This window comes from Bartonella sp. AU18XJBT (assembly GCF_028618595.1).
In the GTDB taxonomy this organism is placed as follows: domain Bacteria; phylum Pseudomonadota; class Alphaproteobacteria; order Rhizobiales; family Rhizobiaceae; genus Bartonella.
Genome location: NZ_JAQITE010000021.1, coordinates 1 through 24,143, shown reverse-complemented (window position 1 = coordinate 24,143; position 24,143 = coordinate 1). Strand labels below are relative to the sequence as shown.

Annotated in this window: 19 protein-coding genes and 4 pseudogenes; 14 read left to right on the top strand and 9 right to left on the bottom strand. The window is 35.2% G+C overall.

Annotated features, from left to right (window positions below; translation table 11 throughout):
- Positions 1 to 272: 272 nt before the first annotated feature.
- On the bottom strand, positions 273 to 416 hold the full coding sequence (locus tag PVV60_RS06795) for a hypothetical protein (RefSeq protein WP_273723944.1): 144 nt from the start codon (positions 414 to 416) through the stop codon (positions 273 to 275).
- Between the two features lie 630 nt (positions 417 to 1,046).
- On the opposite strand from PVV60_RS06795, the gene PVV60_RS06790 reads away from it, so the two are divergent.
- The 3 genes from PVV60_RS06790 (at position 1,047) to PVV60_RS06780 (ending at position 3,556) form a co-directional block, all read left to right on the top strand.
- A complete protein-coding gene (locus PVV60_RS06790; protein ID WP_273723943.1) occupies positions 1,047 to 1,385 on the top strand; it encodes a P-II family nitrogen regulator in 339 nt (112 codons plus the stop codon).
- 60 nt (positions 1,386 to 1,445) lie between these two features.
- Complete coding sequence (glnA, locus tag PVV60_RS06785) at positions 1,446 to 2,855, top strand: type I glutamate--ammonia ligase (protein ID WP_273723942.1); 1,410 nt, start codon at positions 1,446 to 1,448, stop codon at positions 2,853 to 2,855.
- Positions 2,856 to 3,010: 155 nt separating this feature from the next.
- Positions 3,011 to 3,556: a hypothetical protein gene (locus PVV60_RS06780; RefSeq protein ID WP_273723941.1), complete on the top strand. Its 546-nt coding sequence runs from the start codon at positions 3,011 to 3,013 to the stop codon at positions 3,554 to 3,556.
- A 34-nt stretch (positions 3,557 to 3,590) separates the two neighbouring features.
- On the opposite strand, the gene PVV60_RS06775 is transcribed toward PVV60_RS06780, so the two are convergent.
- The gene (locus tag PVV60_RS06775; RefSeq protein ID WP_273723940.1) at positions 3,591 to 4,379 is read right to left on the bottom strand and encodes an ATP12 family chaperone protein; all 789 of its coding nucleotides are present in this window, start codon (positions 4,377 to 4,379) and stop codon (positions 3,591 to 3,593) included.
- Between the two features lie 971 nt (positions 4,380 to 5,350).
- On the opposite strand from PVV60_RS06775, the gene PVV60_RS06770 reads away from it, so the two are divergent.
- The 6 genes from PVV60_RS06770 (at position 5,351) to PVV60_RS06745 (ending at position 9,038) form a co-directional block, all read left to right on the top strand.
- Entirely contained in the window at positions 5,351 to 5,638 is a 288-nt protein-coding gene (locus tag PVV60_RS06770) for a hypothetical protein (RefSeq protein ID WP_273723939.1), read from the top strand.
- A gap of 197 nt (positions 5,639 to 5,835) precedes the next feature.
- Positions 5,836 to 6,183, top strand: coding sequence for a hypothetical protein (locus PVV60_RS06765; RefSeq protein ID WP_273723938.1), 348 nt, complete (start codon positions 5,836 to 5,838; stop codon positions 6,181 to 6,183).
- 178 nt (positions 6,184 to 6,361) lie between these two features.
- The gene (locus PVV60_RS06760) at positions 6,362 to 6,832 is read left to right on the top strand and encodes a hypothetical protein (RefSeq protein WP_273723937.1); all 471 of its coding nucleotides are present in this window, start codon (positions 6,362 to 6,364) and stop codon (positions 6,830 to 6,832) included.
- The gene (locus PVV60_RS06755; RefSeq protein ID WP_342752790.1) at positions 6,829 to 7,776 is read left to right on the top strand and encodes a DMT family transporter; all 948 of its coding nucleotides are present in this window, start codon (positions 6,829 to 6,831) and stop codon (positions 7,774 to 7,776) included. Before PVV60_RS06760 ends, PVV60_RS06755 begins: the two co-directional genes overlap by 4 nt.
- Entirely contained in the window at positions 7,773 to 8,189 is a 417-nt protein-coding gene (locus tag PVV60_RS06750; RefSeq protein ID WP_273723936.1) for a hypothetical protein, read from the top strand. Before PVV60_RS06755 ends, PVV60_RS06750 begins: the two co-directional genes overlap by 4 nt.
- A gap of 9 nt (positions 8,190 to 8,198) precedes the next feature.
- A complete protein-coding gene (locus PVV60_RS06745) occupies positions 8,199 to 9,038 on the top strand; it encodes an acetyl-CoA carboxylase biotin carboxylase subunit family protein (RefSeq protein WP_273723935.1) in 840 nt (279 codons plus the stop codon).
- A 974-nt stretch (positions 9,039 to 10,012) separates the two neighbouring features.
- On the opposite strand, the gene PVV60_RS06740 is transcribed toward PVV60_RS06745, so the two are convergent.
- The 7 genes and pseudogenes from PVV60_RS06740 to PVV60_RS06710 all read right to left on the bottom strand — a co-directional run bounded on the left by PVV60_RS06740 (position 10,013) and on the right by PVV60_RS06710 (position 18,865).
- Complete coding sequence (locus tag PVV60_RS06740) at positions 10,013 to 12,766, bottom strand: autotransporter outer membrane beta-barrel domain-containing protein (protein WP_273723934.1); 2,754 nt, start codon at positions 12,764 to 12,766, stop codon at positions 10,013 to 10,015.
- Between the two features lie 965 nt (positions 12,767 to 13,731).
- Positions 13,732 to 14,181: a hypothetical protein gene (locus PVV60_RS06735; RefSeq protein WP_273723933.1), complete on the bottom strand. Its 450-nt coding sequence runs from the start codon at positions 14,179 to 14,181 to the stop codon at positions 13,732 to 13,734.
- 161 nt (positions 14,182 to 14,342) lie between these two features.
- On the bottom strand, positions 14,343 to 14,744 hold the full coding sequence (locus PVV60_RS06730; RefSeq protein WP_273723932.1) for a hypothetical protein: 402 nt from the start codon (positions 14,742 to 14,744) through the stop codon (positions 14,343 to 14,345).
- Positions 14,745 to 15,177: 433 nt separating this feature from the next.
- Positions 15,178 to 15,473 (bottom strand): annotated as a pseudogene (locus PVV60_RS06725) (hypothetical protein); the annotation flags it as partial.
- 174 nt (positions 15,474 to 15,647) lie between these two features.
- Positions 15,648 to 15,851 carry a hypothetical protein gene (locus PVV60_RS06720; protein WP_273723931.1) on the bottom strand — a complete coding sequence of 68 codons (204 nt, stop codon included), beginning with the start codon at positions 15,849 to 15,851 and terminating at the stop codon, positions 15,648 to 15,650.
- 294 nt (positions 15,852 to 16,145) lie between these two features.
- The gene (locus tag PVV60_RS06715) at positions 16,146 to 16,601 is read right to left on the bottom strand and encodes a hemagglutinin repeat-containing protein (RefSeq protein WP_273723930.1); all 456 of its coding nucleotides are present in this window, start codon (positions 16,599 to 16,601) and stop codon (positions 16,146 to 16,148) included.
- Between the two features lie 887 nt (positions 16,602 to 17,488).
- On the bottom strand, positions 17,489 to 18,865 hold the full coding sequence (locus PVV60_RS06710; protein WP_273723929.1) for an amino acid permease: 1,377 nt from the start codon (positions 18,863 to 18,865) through the stop codon (positions 17,489 to 17,491).
- A 645-nt stretch (positions 18,866 to 19,510) separates the two neighbouring features.
- On the opposite strand from PVV60_RS06710, the pseudogene PVV60_RS06705 reads away from it, so the two are divergent.
- The 5 genes and pseudogenes from PVV60_RS06705 to PVV60_RS06685 all read left to right on the top strand — a co-directional run.
- Positions 19,511 to 20,545, top strand: a pseudogene (locus tag PVV60_RS06705) (tyrosine-type recombinase/integrase); the annotation flags it as partial.
- A gap of 208 nt (positions 20,546 to 20,753) precedes the next feature.
- On the top strand, positions 20,754 to 20,954 hold the full coding sequence (locus PVV60_RS06700; RefSeq protein WP_273723928.1) for an AlpA family transcriptional regulator: 201 nt from the start codon (positions 20,754 to 20,756) through the stop codon (positions 20,952 to 20,954).
- 100 nt (positions 20,955 to 21,054) lie between these two features.
- Complete coding sequence (locus PVV60_RS06695; RefSeq protein WP_273723952.1) at positions 21,055 to 21,249, top strand: hypothetical protein; 195 nt, start codon at positions 21,055 to 21,057, stop codon at positions 21,247 to 21,249.
- A pseudogene (locus PVV60_RS06690) lies at positions 21,167 to 22,428 on the top strand (YfjI family protein); the annotation flags it as partial. The gene PVV60_RS06695 and the pseudogene PVV60_RS06690, both read left to right, overlap by 83 nt.
- Positions 22,429 to 23,847: 1,419 nt before the next feature.
- Positions 23,848 to 24,143, top strand: a pseudogene (locus PVV60_RS06685) (hypothetical protein); the annotation flags it as partial.

The window sequence follows — 24,143 nt, the reverse complement described above, 5'->3', positions numbered from 1 at the left end:
GCATACGAACAAAGCCTGTACTTTATATTATGACCTGTAAACCAACACCTAATTCCAGTGGTGCAACATGTTTGAAGCAAAGACTAAAAACAATTTAGCACTTTATAAGCTGTTTCAGTTTTCATATTGCCAAATAGGAATGCGCGCATAACTGCATATTTATTCTCTGTTTTGTTTATACCTAAAACGACCATACAACCTAATTTGGGAAGAATACGAAGTTTTAAAGGTATAAATAAGCTCCTATCTTTACACCTCCTTTTAATTTATCTTTATGACTTCAAGGGAAGCCGTAGCAATATCTTATAATGAAGATTGCCCATTGCTTCACGCTTTTGTTTATCGCGTTCCTTAATGGAATCACATTCCTCACGAAGGGACAAAACGCCCCAAACTGAATATATTCGCATCGCCAATTCACACACCTGTGTTAAAGAAATATTTCTCAACGCTCTCAAGCCCATTTCACGACCGCACCTATGAATGCTATAATGATAAATCCATTATTGTACACCACCATTTTTACGTTTATGAAGGAGCATTATTGGCATCATCACACTCTTTTCCAATATTTATCTGCCCTACCCCCTAATATTGTAAAACCTTTAGTTATCGAAAGCTTTCATAAAAAGAATTTTATTTCTTTTTTAATGTTTTTATCCACATACTCGTACTATTTATGATATATAAAGGTATCGGTTTGATTGATTGACGGTAAAAAGACCTAGAATGAGAAAATCTTACGCTATTAGAGTTTCTCATTCCATATAGAAAACGTCTAATTATCCTTACAAATCAACGTATTATCTAACAAAAAAGAAACAAAATTCTTTTATTATATTATTTTAATTCTTGTACAAGAATTGTAAGATTTTTTCCAAAAAACAGTATTTGGCTGTGTTCTACAAAAGAAACTCTCCTAAATGAGCATAGAGTGTCATTATTTTCGACTTTTTGTGCACAAAGTATCTGTTGGACATCTTACAGTTGTCAATATAATGTGATGCAGTCTAAAAAGACAAAATAACGTTGGAGATAATTTCAGCATGAAAAAAATTGAAGCCATTATAAAACCTTTCAAACTTGATGAAGTGAAAGAAGCGCTTCAAAAAATTGGGGTACATGGTATTACAGTAACAGAAGCAAAAGGTTTTGGTCGTCAAAGGGAGCATACAGAACTTTATCGTGGCACGAAATATGTTGTTGACTTTCTACCTAAAGTAAAAATTGAAATTGTTGTGTCCGATGAAAAACTGGAACAAACTGTTGATGCAATACGTAAAGCAGCTCAAACCAAACATATAGGAGATGGAAAAATATTTGTCTTTTCCATTGATGATGCAATTCGTATAGGCACGGACGAAACCGGTATCGATGCCCTTTAAATAAATAATGAGAGAATTCACTTTTTTATCCACCTCAACGCCATATTAAGGAAATTAAATATGACAACCGCATCAGATATTATCAAACAGATTACAGACAACGAAATCCGTTTTGTTGATTTACGTTTTACTGATCCACGAGGAAAATTGCATCACATTACAATGGATATCGCAGAGATCAGCGAGGATACTTTTAGTGATGGTGTCATGTTTGATGGTTCTTCAATTGCTGGTTGGAAAACAATTAATGAATCTGACATGGTTTTAATGCCAGATCCAGAAACAGCACATATTGATCCTTTTTTTGCTCAATCTACTTTGGTCATATTTTGTGACATCCTTGATCCTGTCTCTGGTGAGTTTTATCGTAGAGATCCTCGTTCTATCGCCAAAAGGGCTGAGGTTTATATGAAATCTTTAGGCATTGGAGATACAATCAATGTAGGTCCAGAAGCAGAGTTTTTTATCTTTGATGATGTGCGCTATAAAACGGATCCTTACAACACAGGATTTAAACTCGATTCAAGTGAACTTCCCTCCAATGATGATACGGAATATGAAACAGGTAATCTAGGGCATCGCCCACGAATAAAAGGAGGCTACCTTCCTGTTCCGCCGATTGATTCCTGCCAAGATATGCGTTCTGAAATGCTCACAGCACTCAGAGATATGGGCGTACAGGTCGAAAAACACCATCATGAAGTAGCAGCAGGCCAACATGAATTGGGTATTCGTTTTGATACACTCGTTCGCGAGGCTGACAAAATGCAAATTTTTAAATATGTTGTACATCAAATAGCAAACAGTTATGGGAAAACAGCAACCTTCATGCCAAAACCAGTTTTTGGTGATAACGGCTCTGGAATGCATGTCCACATCTCCATTTGGAAAGATGGTAAACCCATTTTTGCAGGAAATGAATATGCCGGACTATCAGAAACCTGTTTATTTTTTATCGGTGGTGTTATTAAGCACGCAAAAGCAGTTAATGCTTTTACCAACCCATCCACAAATTCCTATAAACGTTTGGTTCCTGGTTATGAAGCTCCTGTTCTTCTTGCCTATTCAGCACGTAATCGTTCTGCATCTTGCCGCATTCCAATGAGCTCCTCACCAAATTCAAAACGCGTAGAAGTTCGTTTTCCAGACCCAACAGCAAATCCCTATTTAGCATTTGCAGCCCTTTTAATGGCTGGTCTTGATGGCATCAAAAACAAAATTCATCCCGGACATGCTATGGATAAAGATCTTTATGATCTCCCCTTAAAAGAACTCAAAGAAATCCCTACCGTATCAGGAAGTTTGCGTGAAGCACTTGACGCACTTGACAAAGATCGTAGCTTTCTTAAAGCTGGCGACGTTTTTGATGATGATCAGATTAATTCCTTCATTCAAGTAAAGATGCAAGAAGTCTTGCGCTACGAAACAACACCTCATCCTGTTGAATTTGATATGTACTATTCTGTTTAAACAATCAATATGCATTCTTTTGATTTTAAAAATGGAGGCAAAAGCCTCCATTTTTGTGGATATTCTTCCCATGCAACAGCGCAAGAGGCTTTTTGCTCATCCGCTTTTCCTTTATAATGTGTTGAATCTCTTCAAATGAACTAACAAGGTCTCTAATGCCGCGAATTTGTTTTCTCATTCCCGTTCTTTTATGCATTGTCTTTATCACATCAACAACTCAAGCACATACAATAACCAACCAAAAACTCATAGCTCTTGAAAAAGCGACATTTGCTTACAGTAAAGCACTTAAAAATGCCGATGCAAATGTCATTTTAAATGCTATTCCTCCCCAAATCATCAACCGCTTAACCGCCAAAAAAAATCTTAGTCAATCACAATTTCGACAAATCATGAAAAGCCAAATAGAACGGTTGGCAGAAAGTTACAAGATTGAAACGATCAACATTGACCAAAAACAAAAACGCGAAGGTACACTTGATAATGGCACCCCTTATTTTGTTATACCCGTGGAGCTTGTAACCACAACAAATGCTGGAAAAAAATGCTCTATTCAAACTGAAATTATTGCCCTACTTCACGATAACCAATGGTATTTTATCCGTAGTAATGATGAAGCGCTCTTAAACATAACCAATGAACTATTTCCTGGACTTGAAAAAGTAAAAATCAATCCTCAAAAAATCACAAAAATACTCTAAGCGAAAAGAATGCATGTAAATAAAAGATTTACCCTTATAAGCAAGTTGTAACAATTGTAGCAGCTGCCTTAAATTCAACTTTTTTGTGAGCACGGCGTACCATTGTTTCTTTATCTATTCCCCATTGTTCCATCATCCAATCTTCATCTAAATGGGCAATAGACCAAGCATGATCAGCATCAATATTTCCCGCAGCAACAGCAAGAGCAATGAGAGCAGATCCCGTTAAGGTTGTCATCATATGAAGTGCGGCAAGCATATAAGGAGACTCAACGCTACGTAAATAATGGCTCACAGCTTGAACTGCTTCTGGTGATTGTTCCACATGCATCAGCCCTTCTGTCAAATAAAACCTTGCACCCAGTTTTTTTTCTGCCCAATCTAATAAAGGATCCCATTGTTCAGATTGTTTTTGCACCAACTCTTTAGGTGTCTGTGCACGATAAAAGATCATATCACATGCAACAAAACGCAATAAATCTTCAAAAACAACCTGCATATCATCAGCAATACCATCAATAACAGTATTAACCAAACGCGTCATCGGCATTTTTGCAGGATCAACAACGTGCTTTTGGCTCTCAAATTCCTGAGCAACGTATTCAGCAAACACTTCTGTTGGCACATGGAAATGACGCCTTGCGGGCGTTTTAACGGGATGTTCATCCAACAAAATCGTAAAGCCGACCTCCTCACAAGCAATCTTCACTTGTCTATAAAACCGTTTTGGGTGTGATTGGCATGAAAGATTTTGAATCTTTTGAACAGAACTTTTTTTATTCTTATTCAATGGCATATCAAAATGATCCAAAATCTCACGCATATTTGTTTACCTCTGATCTTTTCAAGAAAGCGACTGTTTTATCCAAGTTTTATACATTTTAATAAGATTTAATCCGACCTTCCCATGCCTCAAAGAAGGAAAAAGATCTAGCCAATCCCAATCTGATTTAAGAGTTATATTTCATGTTTCTTTTACAAACAAGACAATGATAATATCTTTTCATGTATTCAATTAAAGTCATGAATATAGAGTAATTTGTTAAAATATTATCTTAATTAAAAAGTTGAATATATTGAATACGATAATAAAAATGATCACGCTTTACTATTTTGCTTATTATCCACCTACAATAATGTTATCGACACGGACAGCTTCAAAAGCAATTTTTGCAAAATATTAAAACCAAAAAGCTTATCATAAAAAAATGATAGAGCGGTGTGTTTTACGTATCATTCACCTTCACTTAACCATTCTAATCATTCGTCTAACATATCCAATAAATACCCCTTGCATAGAATTTTTCCTTAATCTCCCCTAAACGACGGTGTTTTACGGCATGATAAAATAATGAAAAGACCAAATTATATCGTAAATTTGCTTTCACATATACATTATTATAAAGCACTAAATTACTTAACGCATTGTGCTTGATATACTCTATATATTGCACTAATTTAAATTTATATTGCACTAATTTAAATTTAATCACATAATTAAAAGAATAGAGATCATGCAACCTGAAAATAATACTTTTATCTATACACTTGGCCCTGCAGATACTAACTGTGCAGCTGCAGCACAGTGGTAGCTTGATAATCACAATCAAAATATTTTGTCCACTGACTCGAGATCCCGTATTATCTTATACGCAACTCTTGAAGAATCCTTTAATGAACTTGCTCAGAAAAAGGATGGATATCTCTTAAGCTGTGCTGCTTACCCTGATTTGCATACACTCATATTTACCCGTTTAGGTAATATGCAATTATTTGATATTTGACAGTTTTATCATGCCTACTCACTCTATGGTTTTAGCTAAACGCAACAACGCTGATGAAATTAAAACCGTAGCGACTCATCCTACTCCGCAATCTCTGCTAGCTCTGCAATATGACAAAGTATTTGCCAACAGCAATGCTGATGCAGCCGTTCTTTGTAATGCTGAAAAAGCCGATTCTTGTATCACAACATCGGTTGCGGCAAATCGCTATAGGCTGAGTATTGTCGAAAATTTTGGACAAGTGCCAATAGCCTTTTTGCTCCACTCGCTAAAGTCAACTCATCATGAAAAAATCTGAAGCACTTCTCTCCATTGTTAACTTAGTTGACAAATTCCGTATGCGCCAAGAACGAGATGGAAGCATTAAGGAGCCAACTTCGGCAGATCGTAATAGTAATCAATGAATTGATTACTCTGCTGAACCACCATGCCAATATTCTTGACGGATTATCTCCAAAACTTTTAGCGACCATTTCTGATGATCTTCATTAGTGGATGCTCAGCGGTTTAACGCCCCCTCCTCAATTTGATAACACTTTGGCTGCTTTCAAAGCCCCATTACCAGATGCTACCTTGTTTTTCTTGGCTCCAATGCGTGCAACGAATGGACCTGATCCAGAAGGATTCCGGTTGGAATTAGTTACAGGATATCGTCATGAAACAGCCTATCTGGCTGACGCCTCAAAATATACAAATAATTATTTATCACCATTTCAATGTATAAAAATGGGAATAGCGTCAAGGGGGTTTTTAGAAGGCAATTGCATTGTTCTATTCCCAGAATCTGTGGCAACTGCTAAAAAAATTGATAAGCAAGCATTTGCTTTGTTTTTTTTTCAGTAAATTCTTTGATATTTACAACAAGCAGACAATTGTGGAAGCTGAACGTTTACTCGGTCGAGATAGTAAATTTCTGTTTGGTTAATTGCATAGTCGTAACTTATCTAAAGAAGATATTTACGATGCTCGCTGTTTGTGGGACTATTACCATGACTATGCACATCATACTGGACCGCGGCCATTGGATAAAAATCTGTATATAAAATTAAATTGGTTTACAGGTCTTCTAGAAGAAACTAAAGTTGATTTAATTACCGTGCGTATTATGCTACAAAATCATCTAAAATTTTGGAAAGAAATAACGGATTTTATCCTATTAGAACGCATATTTCGTTATCCAAAAGGTTCTGATCAGCATATGACATTCGATGCTGGTACAGGGATCTTGCTTTTTGAAATATTGATGCGTAACAAAGCATTGATTGAAACAAATCAAGGTTATCTTCAATTTGATTTGGAGCGTCTTGAAAAAGTAATAACATTGATGATAGTGGATATAGAAGCACTTGAAGCATTAGATGATGACGCTTATTTGGCAGGAGCTAAGGATTATATCCAAAATAATCTTGGTAAGCCGCAAACTTCACAGTCACGATTTAATTTTTCAACATCATATTATACACAGCGAGTGATTAGAGGATTAAATCATTGAGTTTCATAAAAGGACGATTATTATTATTTACCTTTGCCATTCTAGCGTTATTTTCCATAAGTTGGTTATTATCTAAGAATTTGGTTAGCAATATATCAGTCATGCATGCGGTTGGACTTAGGTTGTTTGCCACTGCTACCACCTTGTGGCTGATTGCAGCCATTCGTGAGAAAGCTGTTTTCAGATCCCTACCATTACTTTCTATGATACCTTCTTTTTTAATTCTATCGGTGTTAGGATTCTCGCTGTATTTTGTATGCAGCTTTGGTGCATTGAAATCACTCAACGCCAGTGATTTAACCATGGTTCTCGCCACTATACCAGGGATTACCTATATATTGGGGACTCTGACGAATAGTCTTATGTTTTCATGGTTCAAGCTTATCGGTTTGATCATTGTCAGTGTAGCGGCTATAACATTCAATATAAACAGTGCAGAGGGTGGATATTACAGCCTCATAGGAATAGCTCTTGCTTTAACAGCAGCACTTTCTTACTCTGCTTATGGCTTATTGTCTAAACGTTATCTTAAAAATTTACCTTTTCTCACCTCACTGGCTTGGATCACGACAATTTCTGCAGCATCATTTATGCCATTATTTATTTTTGATCCTGCCCCACTCTTCTATCTTAAGTTAGAAGATATATTTAAAATATTGATTTTAGGAACTGTTTGCTCGGCACCAGTTTACGTATTATATCAAAAAGTTTTAGCCGAAGGAGGCGTATTATACGCCAATACTATCGGCGTATTATCCCCTTTTGCAGTGGTTGCATGTGAATGGATAATCGGCTCTAACCCTTCTCTTAATATTATCAAAATAATTGCCATGATGATGGCTGTTATAGGGATGACACTACTATTTATAGATGCATCAAAGGTATCTACATGGCAACAGAAACGCCATTCTCAAAATTCCAAATTTAATGAGGAACCAAAATGAAAAAACTCGCGTTAGTTTGCCAGCGCAATGCAAAATTACCATTTATATTTGAAGCAGCACAAGCAGCTAATATCGAATTAGTCATGATCTATGATACCGCTGAAAGCGTTCCCTCTCAACACCCCGAAGCAGTAACTTCAACTTGGCAACTTCCTGTTTTTGATAATCCAGAGGCGGCTTTAGATACTTTTTCAGCAGGTGTAAAAGAACGCAATATTCGTGGGGTTATGACCCTTCGCGAAGAAGCCATTCTGTGGACAGCTTTGGCTGCAAAAAAAATCAATACTCCAAGTATTGAACCAGAAGTAGCAGCATTAACCAGAAACAAATATCTCATGCGTCAAGCTTTTGCTAAAGCAGGGTTGAGAACACCAAGATTCTTTTATATAGATAATCCAGATGACCTATCATAAATACAAGCCTTGGATTATCCACTCGTTATTAAACCCGTCTCTGGATGGGCAAGTGCAGGCGTAATGTTAGCTAAAAACTCCGCCGAACTTCCTGATCTTATTAAAGCCGTATGGAATGTTCAGCATAAAGACATGGCACGTTTTAATGATAAAAATAAACCTGTAGGTTTAGTCGTAGAACAATATTTGCTAGGAAAAGAGTTTGTCGTAGAATGCTTTGTTGATACAGCAGGTGTACACGTTCTGGCCGTTGGAGACAAAGGAAGCCCCGAGGGACCATGGTTTGAAGAAACAATTTATCGTCAACGCTGTGATATAGATGATCCTTTAATTATTGCTTTATGTCAAACTGCATGCTCTGGAGTTAAAGCTCTTGGCATAAATATGGGTGCTGCCCATGTGGAGCTACGCCTAGATGCTAATAATTTACCTTATATAATTGAGATCGGCGCTCGTATAGGTGGATCGGGTGTCTCCCATTTTATTGTTGAGCAAGGTACAGGGATTTCATTTGCAAAACTCTGTATGAATGCCGCTTTAGCTGAAAAAAACTTAGACCTTCCCGATATACTCCCAGCTAAAAAAGTGGCTGCAAATTACATTATTCCTCTTCGTGGTCATGGACGGTTTTCTGGATTTTTAGGTCTAGATAAGGTTGCACAGCATCCTCAAACCGCCAGAACTATCATTTTCTTTGAAACCAATCATATTTCACCACCTCCACCAGCATTTGGTGGATATCCTGGTTTTATTTTCTCTGTTCATAACTCAAACGAAGAAGCACGCAATTACCATAAATGGCTCGATGACACCTTAAGCATCCTATGGAAACACCATGTTTATCAATAGTCCGATAAAGATATTTCTACCGCCCCTCAACTTTGATATAAATCTTATAGATACAAATGAAGTCACAATGCGAATGCGACTGCCTAAAAATTCGCAAACATCTTTCCATTAAAATGCATATTTCAAAAAACAGAAATTGAAGGAAATATGATCTACTTTTACACCCCATTTTAATAAAAGCTCTTCAATGTTTCTGTATTTGAAACAATAATAAAAACTTCTAAACAACTTTTTCGATACAACCAACCTTTTCTCCCCACGTCTCAAAGGAAGAAAAAAAGATCTTACAGCCCCCACTCTGATTTAAAAGTTATATTTCATATCTATTTCACAAATAAGATATGATCTTCTTCACATATTCAATACAGCCATTAGAACAATTTTTTTAAAGGATTTATCATTATTAAGAACTGAAGATGTTAAATTTGACGGTAAAAGTGTTCAAACTTTACCACTTTTCTCATTATCCACCTACATAATGCGATCGATACGAACAGCTTCAAAAACGCTTTTTACAAAATTTAAAAGCATAAAAATGCGTGTCATCCACGAAACGATAGAGTTGTATATTTCACATCCCCCTTCTTTGCTTAACAGCAAAAGCTCTTAAATCAGCAATCAACACCTCCCTGCCTTTCATGATTGATATCAGTAACCTCAAACGACAGCACTTTACAGCATAATAGGATAATAAAGCTACTATTTTTAAAAGCTGATGACGAATAGATCCTTAAGATCTATAGCCAAAATAACACCAATAAATTTACAGTCTCATTATCAATTTTTTTTGAAACATTTAAGCCCCCCCTATCAACCAGATAAAAAAATAAATCAACGTGATCCTTTCATACTTATTAAAACACATGATGCTATTATTAAAATAAGCAATTAAAATTTCTTCACTATCAATGGTTTAAATCAATAAAATAAAACAAAACTTTAAAAATCATATTTATTATTTTTAAAAATATTTATTAAAAATGATAGCGCAAACCACCAGAAAAATGAACTCCAGAAAAACCAGCCTTGGTTAATCTATGCTGATAGCTAACATCACTGTGGAGTGTAACTTTAGAAGAAAACTGCGCATTGATACCCAAACCTGTCTCTAAGGAAGAACCAAAAGAACCCAACTGGAAAACATCTTTAAAATGAACAAATTGTTTTTTACCAAAACGATTAGAAAGATGAATATTGCCATAAAAACAAATGATACGATCCTTTTCAAATGCTTTAAATGTTTTACTTAAACGCCCACCAATACGCATCAACCATTGCCCCATTTTTTTCATCTCAACATCAAATCCATCAATATCACGAGCCTTATCAAATCGAAGACGTTGATAAATAAGCTGGAATTGCGGATCAAAAATAAGATCTTTATATCCTGTCATAAACACTTTACCAGCAGAAAATGAAACGTTCAAAGGATTTGCTTTTAATGTCGCCGTCTTACCCCAAGCATGGGTAAGCACATCCCCTTTAAACAAACCATAAGATAAAAGACCATCTACATAAAAACCAGTGTTGTATTTTACACTACCGTATGTCGTAAATGACCATTTATTAAACGTACTCTTTTGGCTTTGTTCCACGTTACGAGGTTGTAAGGAAAGCTTTCCATAGGTTCCCATAATCCCAAAAGATGTCGTACTATATGCGCTCTCTATTGTTTTAAGCAAAATGTCTGTTTTTATAGCGTTATAATCAACATGACCATCGTACCCATATTTAAGTGTAGAAAGACCTGAGACATAACGATAACGTGCACCATAACCGTGGATAGATAAAGAAAAATCCCCTTCAACTTTTAATAATTGACGAGGAATAAACCGCCTAACTTGCAATTGCTTTTGTTGATTACTGATATCCATGAGTCCAATATGAAACAAAGCATTTGGTAATAAAAGATAGGTTGGAACTTGTGGAACAACCTCTCTGACCTTTAACTCAGAATGAGGGATAACAGACGTCCCCAAAGCAGGCTGAATATACTTACTTTCAAGGCGAAAATCCCAAAAATCTCCATTTCCTTCAACCAATCTTTGGGAAGTTTGCGCATTTCCAAGAGCAGAATCTGGACCATAAGCATGCAGATAATATTGGTAAGGCAAACCCTCTAATGCAATATAAGTGCGATTTAACTGAAAAGAATCCTCTGCCGCTTTTCCAGAAACCTGAATAAGTGAAATACTATGAGCATTTTCACCGGTTGCTATCCCGCCCTGATTTCCTCCAACAAATTGCACATAAACTGTCGTTTTTCCAGAAACATCACCATGTATCAAAAGTCGATCAGTTTTTTTATTATCAAGCAAACCATCACTGTTGAGATGCGTATTGAGATAAATATCTGCCCTATCTTGCGCACTATAAACTTCTTTTTCTCCCTTCCCAATATAAAGTGTTTGATACTCCTGAAACATTGGAGTCTCAAAAGCAATAAAACTATCAGAAACTTTCACAAATGAAATAGACGAACTTGTGCGGTTTGCAACTTGCGAATCTATCTCTCTTCTTTTTGTCAAAAACCATTTTGATCCCCCTGTCAAATAAAGCTCAGCAATAGAATCATCGGCAACACGTGTCCCTCCTATCAATGAAGAAGAATCAGCCAAAATCGCTACAGTCCCTCCCTTTTCAACTGTTAATAATAAGTCACCCAAAATTTTTGTACCTTCTGTTACGGCAATATAACTACGACTATTATTACTATGAATAGCTGTCCCATCTGGAACCTCAAAAATCGTTCTTTTTAAAAAGACAAGTCCCTGTTCATACGCATCATTCCCCCCATCCATTTCAAAATACATACCATGTTTGTTCCCTATTGCTTTAATTATTGAATCTTCAATATTAACCCGAGAAATTAAAATATTTTCTTCCCTGCCATTATTGGACAGCGTGTTAGAATCTTGTCCAACTGTTAAAACATGAACATCCGTAGAAATAACATTCGTATTTTTTACATAAACAGAGCCCTGATGTTTTACATTGAAAACTGTATGCGCAATATTTTCATTTATATTTTCATTGTCTTCTGTTTTTTGATATTTTGAGGTAATGGTAACACCATCTAAAGTCGCGCTTCCCCCTCTCCCCACATAAAGTGCCGCAGCATCATTCACATCAATAAATCCACCTTTCATCTGAATACCCGCATCAGCCCTAACGAAAAGAGCACTCTCTTGACCACCCCCCAAACCTTCCACTTTAATTTTTGTATTCGTTAACGTAACAGATGCTCCTCGCTTCTCTGCATAAGCTGCAATCTGAGAAGCCTCAATTGTTCCACGATTAACCTCAATCATTCCACTATCAGCTTTAAGACCTATTGACACATTTTTAAAAGCTGAATCACTCAGAACAATTCTTCCCCCTCGTAATACAAAAACACCATAACTATCTTCTATACCCGTAGTAGCTTCAACCTCTACGCGCATTGCCTGAATAACTGTATTTGGCTCCTGCACTACTATAGCAGCAGGCAACATGAGAGAATTACCCTCCCCACTTTTTTCTTTAACAGGTGCCGTGAATTTATATACTTTATCACTAATTGTATGTTTTGCACCATCACTGCATTTATAAGGCAATTTGTTTTCGTCACATAACGGTGATACAAATGAATGAGAATGCGCCTCAATATTTATATTTAACAAAAGAGAAAAAATAGCTGCTGTAAAAACACACGAATACAAGTGATTGTTAGATACCTTGATTATCATTGTTTTTCAAAACTTTCTTTTTTTCAACAAAAATAAAAAATGCTGACAAAAAACAAACCATAAATTAAACACAATAAGAATAAAATAGACAAAGTTATTTTATTTTTTCTGATAAATTACATCATTTCATAATATGTTTTGTATTTTATGTAAAGAAAGAACAAAAAGTTTAAAAACGCCATTTAAGATGACACTCTCTTTTAAAAAAGCATCTCAAAAACCGCTGAAAACTGCAATACAAAATGCCCAGAATCTAATCTTAAAAACACGATCTAATCTCAAAAAAAACGCGAAGAAATGCAATTTTTTAAGAGATATAATCTTCAGTTTATCTCACCACTGAAAGATAAAAATATAACAAAATGAGAATAATTTTAAGACTTAAACTATTAAAACGTTTTAATAAAAATACGACATAATGAGATATAGTATATGAAAGCTATAACAGCATCATTTCTTCAACTACAACAAAAAACAAGAGATTGCACACTAATGTATAAGCTAGTGTACACAATTTCTATATTAAAAATGCTAGATATCTAACAAAAATTTGAATAAATAAAAAACTTTTTCTAATACCCTATCATCAATGATTTGAATTAATAAATATAATACTTTAGATCTTTTGATAAAATCTAAACTACAGTAAAATACTCACCATCTTGAAATTAAAAAACACCAAAATAAAATTTCATCAAATTCAGTTCTATGAAAGCTATCTGTTTATTATCATTAAAGTAGATATTCTAGCGAAGCTATTCTTTGCCATTCTTTATATTGAATAAATTTCTCTAAACAACAACTCACTATCCTCCGCTATCATCATCTGACAACAACACTATTGCTAATCTCGTAGCTGATGAATATAACTATATTGAAGACAAAGGAGTTGTATTTCTATCTTCTCCTGTTTAATATTTTCATTCAATGATTGCTTAAAATAATTAACATTCTACTTTTGATGATCACTTGTGCAAAGCTTTTTTTATTTTCTGGCGCTTTTTATCATTTTCAAAACGTAACATCAAATCTCGCTCTTGTTTTGTCGAATTGGTTACACCAAAAGTATCATTATCCATAACCTGTTGATATCCTGCTACCATTAAATTGACTAAAAATGAATCACTTCGCAGCGTTGATGCAAAATAGATTCCCTTTGAATCTTGTAATTTGTAGCGATACCCTGCTTTAGTCATGCACTCATAAACTGCTGCAAAATCACTTGCACGCGAATCCATATTTTCAGAAGAAGCGTAGATTGGTTTCCAGCCACATTTTGACAGTGCTTGTTGGACCACAGACTTATTGACACCGGGCTTTTCCCATAATTCCAAGGTCGATGGGGGAGGTTTGCTAACACACCCAGCAGAGCTTAATAAAATTACAGCACTCAATAATTTCAATGTCTTTTCCATTTCCCCCTCCTTTAATATTTACAATAGAAAGACTGACAAGTCTGCTAATACTCGCTCACATGCAAGATAACTCTTGTTAGCATATAGATATTGAAGAAACAATCCCACTCCCTATGCAAAAACAAAAATATAAGGATTTTTGATTACAGCAGCCTCAATACTTAAGGTTGACATTCAGGTTGTTCTTTATACTCTTCACAATGAGGACTATTCAAACGTCTCTCTACACTTCGCTGAGGAATAACTGCATCAGGCTGACAAATTGGAAGATTTTCATATTTCTCACACCACTTCATTCTTCCCATTTTATCTTGAAAACCTGCTTGTATCATGCATGCATTCACAGACTCCTCTACATTGAATTTCTCATCAGTACTCGTTTCTGTATCAAGACGACCATCAAGATGCTGTATTCCACATTCTAACAGAGCTTTTTTTATTTCAAGCTGATCTGCACCGGATTTTTCCCATGCATCTACAGCTGTTCGAGAAGGCTGCTCTTCGTAACATCCAGCCATAACAAATAAGGTTATCCCGCTTAATAATTTTAAAATCTGCTTCATTTTCCTATCCTTGAGTAATTTTGATATTACGAAACAATCTATAAATTATTTTACATGCTGTTTTTTATTTCCAAAACAATGATGGACATTATCAACTTTATTATTTTTATCTTTCCGAAGATTATGTCATTATTATTATACCAAAAATACGGTAAAATTATTACTAAAATCATATTCTATCAACGGTATGCTTATAATTATTATCAATATTTTGATTACAACCCAAATAGGTATTTTTACATTATTGCGCCAACAGTTGTGGTACCCATAAATAAATAGCATTGAAATGGTGAATTAAGGACATCCCAGCGCACAGGCATGAAAAAAGTGAAGGTAGAAATATTGATCATCACCAGCAAAAATTAAGACTAGCATTCAGGTGCGGTTTATATTTTTTACAAAACGGGCTATTCAAACGCTTCTTGACACTTCATTGTAGGATAACAGCACCAAGACAACAAATGGGGAGGTTTTCATCTTATAAGTATAACACCAATATAGCCCTCCCCATTTGTAGTGGAATTTTGCTTGAAACATGCAAGCATCAACGGAAGCCTCTGCATTAAGGCTTAACTTTTTATTTTCTGGAAAAATATCATAAGGGGTTTTCATACCACATTCTAACAGTGTTTTTCCTGCCTCAAAAAAGTCTGCTCTAGACTTCTCCCAAGAACTCAAAACTCTTGATGGAGGCTTGTCGATGTTACATCTAGTGATATTTAACAGAATAAGATCACTTAATAATTTTGTAGGTAGACATAATCTTTTTCGTCATCATTTACGACATATAATGGATTCTGATGGTTTCACTATCGGTAAGCCTTATCAGCCGATCCCTAAAGATAGATATCTGTTTTCTTTGCTATATTGTGGATGCCACGCTTTTTAAACTCACTCAATCCTTTACCTACTGTTATGGCACCTTGGGCTATGTGCACTAACAATCGCTGTTGTATTTCCATTTAGTTCGCCAATCAAACCATTGCCGATTTCGTGTTTCACATCCCCATAACCAAAACGTTTTGCTACATCTCTTATATCTTTTATGGTACCAAGAATGCCCACATTGAGAAATCCTGTCTCATCAGCAAAGGACTTTTCAGGCATCTCTTGTGTCTTAGAGATATCACAGCTTTCCGAAAGCGTGATATTATTGCCAGCATCAACGTTGACATCACGCCCTGCCGAAACATTTGTCGGCTTGCATGTTTACATCATGATCAGCAGTAATCTGCACATCTCTGCACACTTTGAAATAGGATTGAGCGAAGGTATTTTCCTATTGATCACCAGTGTCTTTCGCACTCGCAACCACAATACCAACAGAAGCATCGCTGCTGCTCTTTTTAAACTGAAAACCAAAGCCTGTGCATTCTTCCTATGTGCTTGAACTTATAACTATTATGACCCACAAACAACATTGACATCATGTGCTACCGAAAAGTTAATAACCTCCCCAGCAAGATCAAAGCCTACGACGCTCACATCTTTTTTCTTGATCGTAATATTGATATTACCGTCAACATTGCAAGAAGAGTCTTGATGTTCAAAACTCTCTTCATTTTCCACCTTTGTTTCACACCCGTATATTAATACAAAGCTCTTTCCTGAACCCACACCAAAACCTGTTTCATGCATCTGTGAATGGCTGCTATGATGGTCGGTCATGCCAACAATCGTCACACTTGCTCCCATTACATTGATATTTTGACCAGAAATCAGATGAGAAGCAATAATCACAACATTTTCTTGCACATCCATATCAATTTTGCCCGTTGCCTCAAGGATAGAGGAAATCGTTGTGGTGTACGTTTCAGAGCTATGGGAAGAGTTCTCGTGTAAAAAGCCACTTTCCAATGATTGTTTTTGCTGGTCGTAGTGTCTTTGAGCGCTTTTTATAATAATATTGAATAATTTTGCACGAAAATACAGTTGCGAAATGCATTTTGTCCTCCTCCACTTGTGATAAAAATTACTCCCGTATCAATATTATAAAAAACAAGTTTGATCCTTGCTCTTTTGAGAGCAATAAAAACAAGAATCGTAAAACTGTCACACGTTCATTGCTCTCTTTAATTTACTCTTTTATAAGATTTTATTGTGATACCTTGTTGCTCTTTATTGAAGTTTTTGCAAACACAATGATACAATGCCTCCAATGACTTTATTATCCACTATTTTCTATCAACGCCAATCCTCTTTGAGAAAAAATAATAGAAATAAAAAACTTTCCCCTTTATCCTATAAGACTCCAAATACCCTTTTAAAGGACACAGCCCCCCAACCCTTCTTTTCAAAAAAGTACATAAAGAACTTTATCTTCGCTTCTAAAAGCGCTAGTAGTTTCTTAAACAACAAAATTTAAACAACCAATTCTTTAAAGAGCTTATAAAACAATAAAAACAGTTCTTACGATAACTTCTCTTGTGAAACAGAATTTCATTAATACATTTAGAAAAAGATATCTGCCCATAAGCTTTTATCTAGTAAAATCTATTTGCATTGTTAGGCATTTTAACATGAAAGACTTATATTAATTGCATGGCTCACCATCAAAAAACGCCTAAATATTTATATGATTTGGTCGTTATCATAAGCAATGGCTTATAAAAACTTCCAAAGCGAAATAATAACGAGCAGATTTTTTCAATCTAGATTGTTCTAATTTTTAGAGAATAGCAATCAAACAGCTATTTTCCTGATGATAGCAGCTATTTGTTTTGAGTTTTATCTCTATTCACATTTTATTGCAGTTTCTTTTGTTTAAAATTATAAAGTTTAAGTGCATAAAAACAAATAACAAGCCAAGCAATCCAACTAAAACCTATAATTAAAACCGGTCGCGTCTCATCAAAATACCATAAGAGAATAAAAATAAAAACCATAAATAAAATAGAAAAAATCGATCCTATTGGCCAAAATGGAATGGGGAATTTCAAACCGTTTTGTGCTTCTTTAGGCATCTTAATTCGCATAAAAATTTGTGAAAGTAGAATCATTATCCAAACAAAAACTGTCGCAAATGTTGCCATTGCAGCAATGATAAAAAAAAGCTTCTCATGGTAAAAATAATTAAGGACAGCACCAAGAAGAAAAATACCGAAGATCATCAAAATAACAAAAATTGGTATACCATTTTTTGATAAATACTGAAACTTCTTTAAAGCATAACCTTCCTGCGATAAACCATGTATCATGCGACAAGCACCATACATTCCACTATTCATTGCAGAAATAGCAGCTGTAACAACAACAATATTTAAAATATTTGCTGCATATGAAATCCCAAGATTTTCAAAAATGGAGACAAAAGGACTATCCATAAGACCAATCTCATTCCAAGGATAAAGAGACATTAAAATAGCTAACGTCATGATGTAAAAAAGCAAAATACGAACTGGGGTAGAATTAATTGCCTTTGCAATCGTTTGATGAGGATTTTGAACTTCCATGACTGCCATGCCAATGATTTCTATGCCACCAAAAGCAAAAACAACAACACTAAAGCAAGCTAAAAAACCAAACCAACCATTGGGAAAAATACCACCATTTTTCCATAAATTATGAACAGTAACGGTAGAAAAATCTGCAGTTTCACCCCCCCAAAAAAAAATAATTGCTATTCCTAGAATAATCATCGCAATGATAGCGATAACTTTAATAGAAGACAGCCAAAACTCTAGTTCACCATAAACTTCTACAGCAGCTAAATTAATACCTGTGATGATTAATGTAATACTCAGTGCCCATACCCAAGGAGCAACATCAGGATACCAAAAACCCATATAAGTCGCAAAAGCTGTAATATCAGCCAAACCAACAAGAATCATCTCAAATACATATGTCCATCCCGTTAAAAAGCCTGCTAATGGTGATATGTAATTTGCCGCATAACGAGCAAAAGAACCAGGCAATGGATTATGAAGTATCATCTCTCCTAGAGCCCGCATCACCATAAAAATAGCTAAACCAGCAATACAATAGGCAATCAAAACACTGGGACCCGCAAGCTTAATTGCCTGTGCAGACCCATAAAAAAGACCTGTTCCAATAGCAGAGCCAAGAGCTAAAAAAATAACTTGGCGCTTACTCATACCTCGTTTCAGTTCATTTCGTGCCATTGCTTTCCTTCTTTATTGAAATGTTGACGAAAATTCACACCACAATAACAGCTTTATGAGAAATAAAGTCTCATGTTTCTTTTTCGAAGATAGACTTTAAAAGCATTAAAAATAGCCTTCCAGATGCTCTATCCTAGGCAATGAAAATACTTTTATTGCGAATGATTCAGCTTTTTATAGCCTAAGTTTTGTATCATTTATTGAAATTATGTGATAATAGAATTTTTTATAATTGTCATTTAACTCATTTTTATATTTTCTATTTTTCTGCAGAAAATGTGGGGTTGAATGCAAGATAATATAAACGTTTTTATTCATAAGGATAATTTATTGTTTTATATATTGAATTGGCTCATCAATATCATAAAATTCTCTCTTTTCCAAACCTGTTCATATTGAAGCAATCAAAACTTTTTGTTTACACATCATAAGCTAGATTGATGTGTAAATAAAAATACGTAAAGAAATAAATAGTAATTCCTTTTAATAAACTATCTCAAGTGCAAAAAGCTATCGTGACTCGGTAAATGGATTATATATTAGTATCAACGCGTATATTAATAACATAAAAATATTAATAACATAAAAATAATGATGCACTATTGATCTTATACTTTTCACGAGAGTTTTTAGATTATCCCATTTCACGGGCGCCGTCGTGAAATGGGCTTGGGTGCATTGCGAGATGTCTCTTTAAAACAAGCCCGTGAATTAGCAAGTCAATGGCGTTCTGTTTTGCATGAAGGGCGTGACCCCATTAAAGAACGTGAGAAACAAAAGCGTGAGGCAATGCACAATCTCCATTACTTAAAAGATATTGCCTTGGATACTTTTGAAACTCGTAAAGCTAAATTAAAAGGGGATGGGAAAGATGGACATTGGTTTTCGCCTTTACAACTTCATATTCTCCCTAAATTAGGTTGTCTTCCTGTGTCAAAGATTACACAAACAGAAATACGTAATACACTTGCCCCTATCTGGCATACAAAAGCTGGAGCTGCTCGGACAGCATTGATACGTCTCAATCTTTGTCTCAAACATGCGGCTGCTTTGGGTTTGGATGTTGATTTACAAGCAACAGAAAAAGCACGTGCTCTCTTAGGTAAACAACGTCATAAGGTCAAAAACTTACCTGCAATGGATTGGAAAGATGTGCCGGCTTTTTATAAAACACTTTGCGAAGCATCAACCCTAACATAATTGGCTTTGCGTTTACTTATCCTTACAGGGGTTCGTACTTATCCTTTACGTCATATTCATAAAGATCAAGTTGATAGCGATATATGGACCATTCCTGCTGAAAATATGAAAGGTCGACGTGATACTACAGAAGAGTTTCGCGTCCCTCTATCAACAGAAGCATTAAAAGTAATTGAACAAGCCCGTTATCTCTCCAAAAGTGATTTTATCCTTTCTGTTACCGGTCATGGTCCTCTTGGTGAGAGTAATATGTTACAGCATATGAAACGTGCTAGACTTGAAGCACGTCCCCATGGATTTCGCTCTAGTTTACGCAATTGGCTTGCTGAAACAACTGATGCTCCCTATGAGGTCGCTGAAACCATTTTAAGTCATACGGTCGGAGGACAAGTAGAGCGTGCCTATCGTCGTACTGACTATCTAGAACAGCGCCGTGTCTATATGGATAAATGGGCGGCATATGTTACAGGTCAATCTTAAGATATGGGGTGCATAACCCCATTATCTGTGGATAACTTTAGCTCTCTTTTCTCTCATTCTTTCTCAATAAGATTCATAAATTATCACATCAATAAAACTATGATAAAATATTGTTTTCTATAAATAAAATACCTTCAAAAATGAACAAAAATGTGGTTAATAAATAGGCATGATTTGGTTCTATTTTTTATTATGAAAGGATTTTAGAATGACAGAAAATGATATTCTTTTAACAGACCGTGAAAGTGCAAAATTGCTTCATATGAGTGTCTCAACATTCCGCCGTCATGTTACTAATGGCATTCTCCCAAAACCTTTAAAATTTGGTTTTTTATCCCGTTGGTTACAATCGGATCTCTTAAATGTAATCGAACAAGCAAAACAGCAACGTTATAACGACGTGGCATAAAAAAACCTTGTCACGTAAGGACGGACAAGGCTTTCTCAAACTCATCACCCTAGAGTTAGCATAATCCGTCCTATGGTGCAATAATCATAGGATAAAAAACATGTTTTCTTATATAAATGCTCGGGGCATTACAAATGCCTTGCGTGGGGTTTGGCATGGATATTATGGAATAGCCCGTTGTCCTGCTCATGATGATAGGCTGCCTAGCTTATCCCTATCTCTGGGGTGCCATTGTGGGGGAACCTTCAACTATGAAAACAGATACCATGGAAGCTGCTTTAGAACCTCTTTATGAATTTCAAGATGAATGGCATCAAGAGTGGGTAAAGAAGAAAAAACAGCAAGAAACAAAAGATATTCTTATTGAATTAGATAAACGAGAAAAGAAAAAACAAGCCTATAAAGCACTCAAAGATCAAGACGAGAAACAAGCCCTTGCTCTTCTTTCACAAACTCTTGAACACAAAGAAAGTGAGGAAGATGACACGCTTCATAAACGACGTCTTATTGTCAATGATGTGACGGTTGAAAAGCTTGGGGAATTGTTAAAAGAAAACCCTCGTGGTCTCTTAATGGTGCGTGATGAGTTATCTGGTTTCTTAACAGATATGGAACGGAAGGAATATCAAACAGACCGTGCCTTTTATTTGGAAGCTTTTAATGGAGATGGTCAATTTACTTATGACCGTATCGGGCGGGGAACCATTTTTATTCCCAATGCAACTCTTTCAATTATAGGAGGCATTCAACCCTCTCGCATTCTGCCCTTTATACGCAATGTTTTATATGGCAAAGGCAATGATGGTTTCTTACAACGCTTTCAAATGCTTGTCTTTCCCGATGAGACAAAAGATTGGAAATGGGTTGATAGACCTCCTAATCAAGAGGCATGGAAAACTTATGAAGGGGTGTTTCATTCTCTTTATGATAAACCCCTTGGTTCACCAGAACACCCGCTGGTGATGCGCTTTTCTGCTGAAGCGCAAGAGATCTTTCGTGAATGGATGCAAAAGATTTTTAAAGAAGCCAAAGAGAATAACCTTTCTGAAAGTTTACAAGCGCATCTTTTGAAAATGCCCAAAACCATAGTAAGTCTTGCGTTGATTTTTGAATTGACCGAAGGGGGCGTTTTGAAATCAATAGAGATGCCCTTGAGAGAGCCTTGTATTGGGAAAAATATTTGATAAGCCATGCAAAGCGTCTTTATGCGGCGGGGGATACATTAACAGCAGAGCGTGCAAAATTAATTGTTGAACGCTGTGATTGTTTACCCGATGTTTTTACAGCAAGGGATGTTTATAAACGTGATTGGAAATGTTTAACAGACAATCAAACCGTTAAGCAAGCTTTAGAGCTTTTATGTCGTTGTAACTATATTCGTGAAATCTCTGGAGACAAGTGCTCTCAAAGTGGTCGACCTACCATACGTTATGAATGGCACCCCTTAGTGAAAGATCATAAGACATCACACTGAGGCAATTTGGAAATCTTATAAAACATTAAACAATATAACAGTAAACCTTCAAAGCACTCCCCATCATTAGTTTTTTGGGGGGTATGGGGGGGTGGGGGGCGCTTTTACCCATTATTATTTTATTTTTGACTAAAAAATATATATAAGGGGGGGTAAAAAGACCCCCCAAAACCCCCTAAACTCATAACCATAATAGCCTTAATAGGATTTCTTATCATTATAAACGGTCTTTTGAAAATTCACTTAATATGTTTTAAAATAACTTTTCACTCTTATTATTTTTTTAAGTACCAACCTTTAAATCTATAAATACGTCTTGATAGCATTTTTATGATTATAAACCGTTTCTTTTGAAAGGCTTTAAAGGATCACATGTTTTTTTAAGACGTGTTTTAATCACTCACTAAAATCATCATTTTGTCAGTTCAATTTACTGACACATAACTGACAAATAATATATTTACAGTTGTATTTATGGTGTGTATCTTAATAAGGGTTGTATCATTAAAATACTAACATATTGAAATATAATGTTTTCAATTTTTTATCTCATTAAAAAAATACTATAGGGGTTAGAGTTAACTGACTAAACTGACAAAAATGACAAAAGTCTATTAAAAGGGATTTTGCTCATCTCTATAATTATTATTCTCTCTTTAGATATTTTCATAACAAGCAATAAATCACAATTATCATATATCCTATTTATCATTTCTCTTATGAAAATAAAAAATGATGCATGGCTATAGCTATAAAGAACATAACAGCTATAAAGCACGCGTGAAAAAAGCAGGCTTTCATAATCATAAGGCATTTTCATAATCAAAATGCAAATGAATGCATTGCTTATAAAGATAATACCTTTAAAAAAGCTGTTAAGTTGCAAATGTGTTATAAAAGAAATTAACAGAAATTTTAAAAACCATTTAGTAAAAAAACAGATAGGTTATAAAGATAAAAATACGCATGATGAGAGCATTTTTAAATATTATAAATGTATAGATTCAGAAAATAACGCAATCGTTTCACAAAGCCTATAATATAGCGTTAAAAGAACATAAATATAAAAGAAGCAATTAATAAGCATAAGATATTATTAATACATAACGTATTTAAAAAATACAAAAAATATCAAAAAAGATAAAATATTATTTGACAATAAATACGTATTTTGTTATATGAATATTCAAGTGATGAAAACACTAAACAGATAGCGAAGAGGTTGCGATAAACCTAATCCTATTAAAACTGACTATCTTTTATGCTTTTGTTAGTATATGAGAGCTTTGTCGGGTGTAGTTACACCATACAATACTCTTTATGAGAAAAGTGTAACGACGGACTATCGACCGTGTTTTCAAACGCCCGGCGCCCTTATAGGGTTGTCAATTGAAAACTGTATAATCGATAGGATTAGTTATGAAAACTACATCAAAAAACACATCCGTTATCTCTTCCATTTCAAATGAAACCGCCTCTGTTAATAAGCAGCAATGTGTAAAAAAATACGAATTTACAGGTGAAACAATTGAAGTTGGCTTTAAAACCCTTCATAGAATTAGAGCTTTAAGAGATTTTGGAGATGTACAAAAAGGCGATTTAGGTGGTTTTATACAAGGTGAAAGCAACCTCTCTCATGAGGGCAATTGCTGGGTCGGAGGGAAAGCCAAGGTTTATAGCAATGCACGGGTTTACGATAATGCCGTTGTAAGTGG

Coding starts and splice junctions, on each gene's coding strand:
- PVV60_RS06790 (WP_273723943.1), top strand. CDS start 1,047: ATGAAAAAAATTGAAGCCATTATAAAACCTTTCAAACTTGATGAAGTG.
- glnA (WP_273723942.1), top strand. CDS start 1,446: ATGACAACCGCATCAGATATTATCAAACAGATTACAGACAACGAAATC.
- PVV60_RS06780 (WP_273723941.1), top strand. CDS start 3,011: ATGCCGCGAATTTGTTTTCTCATTCCCGTTCTTTTATGCATTGTCTTT.
- PVV60_RS06775 (WP_273723940.1), bottom strand. CDS start 4,379: ATGCGTGAGATTTTGGATCATTTTGATATGCCATTGAATAAGAATAAA.
- PVV60_RS06770 (WP_273723939.1), top strand. CDS start 5,351: ATGCCTACTCACTCTATGGTTTTAGCTAAACGCAACAACGCTGATGAA.
- PVV60_RS06765 (WP_273723938.1), top strand. CDS start 5,836: ATGCTCAGCGGTTTAACGCCCCCTCCTCAATTTGATAACACTTTGGCT.
- PVV60_RS06750 (WP_273723936.1), top strand. CDS start 7,773: ATGAAAAAACTCGCGTTAGTTTGCCAGCGCAATGCAAAATTACCATTT.
- PVV60_RS06740 (WP_273723934.1), bottom strand. CDS start 12,766: ATGATAATCAAGGTATCTAACAATCACTTGTATTCGTGTGTTTTTACA.
- PVV60_RS06735 (WP_273723933.1), bottom strand. CDS start 14,181: ATGGAAAAGACATTGAAATTATTGAGTGCTGTAATTTTATTAAGCTCT.
- PVV60_RS06730 (WP_273723932.1), bottom strand. CDS start 14,744: ATGAAGCAGATTTTAAAATTATTAAGCGGGATAACCTTATTTGTTATG.
- PVV60_RS06720 (WP_273723931.1), bottom strand. CDS start 15,851: ATGCCTGAAAAGTCCTTTGCTGATGAGACAGGATTTCTCAATGTGGGC.
- PVV60_RS06710 (WP_273723929.1), bottom strand. CDS start 18,865: ATGGCACGAAATGAACTGAAACGAGGTATGAGTAAGCGCCAAGTTATT.
- PVV60_RS06700 (WP_273723928.1), top strand. CDS start 20,754: ATGACAGAAAATGATATTCTTTTAACAGACCGTGAAAGTGCAAAATTG.
- PVV60_RS06695 (WP_273723952.1), top strand. CDS start 21,055: ATGTTTTCTTATATAAATGCTCGGGGCATTACAAATGCCTTGCGTGGG.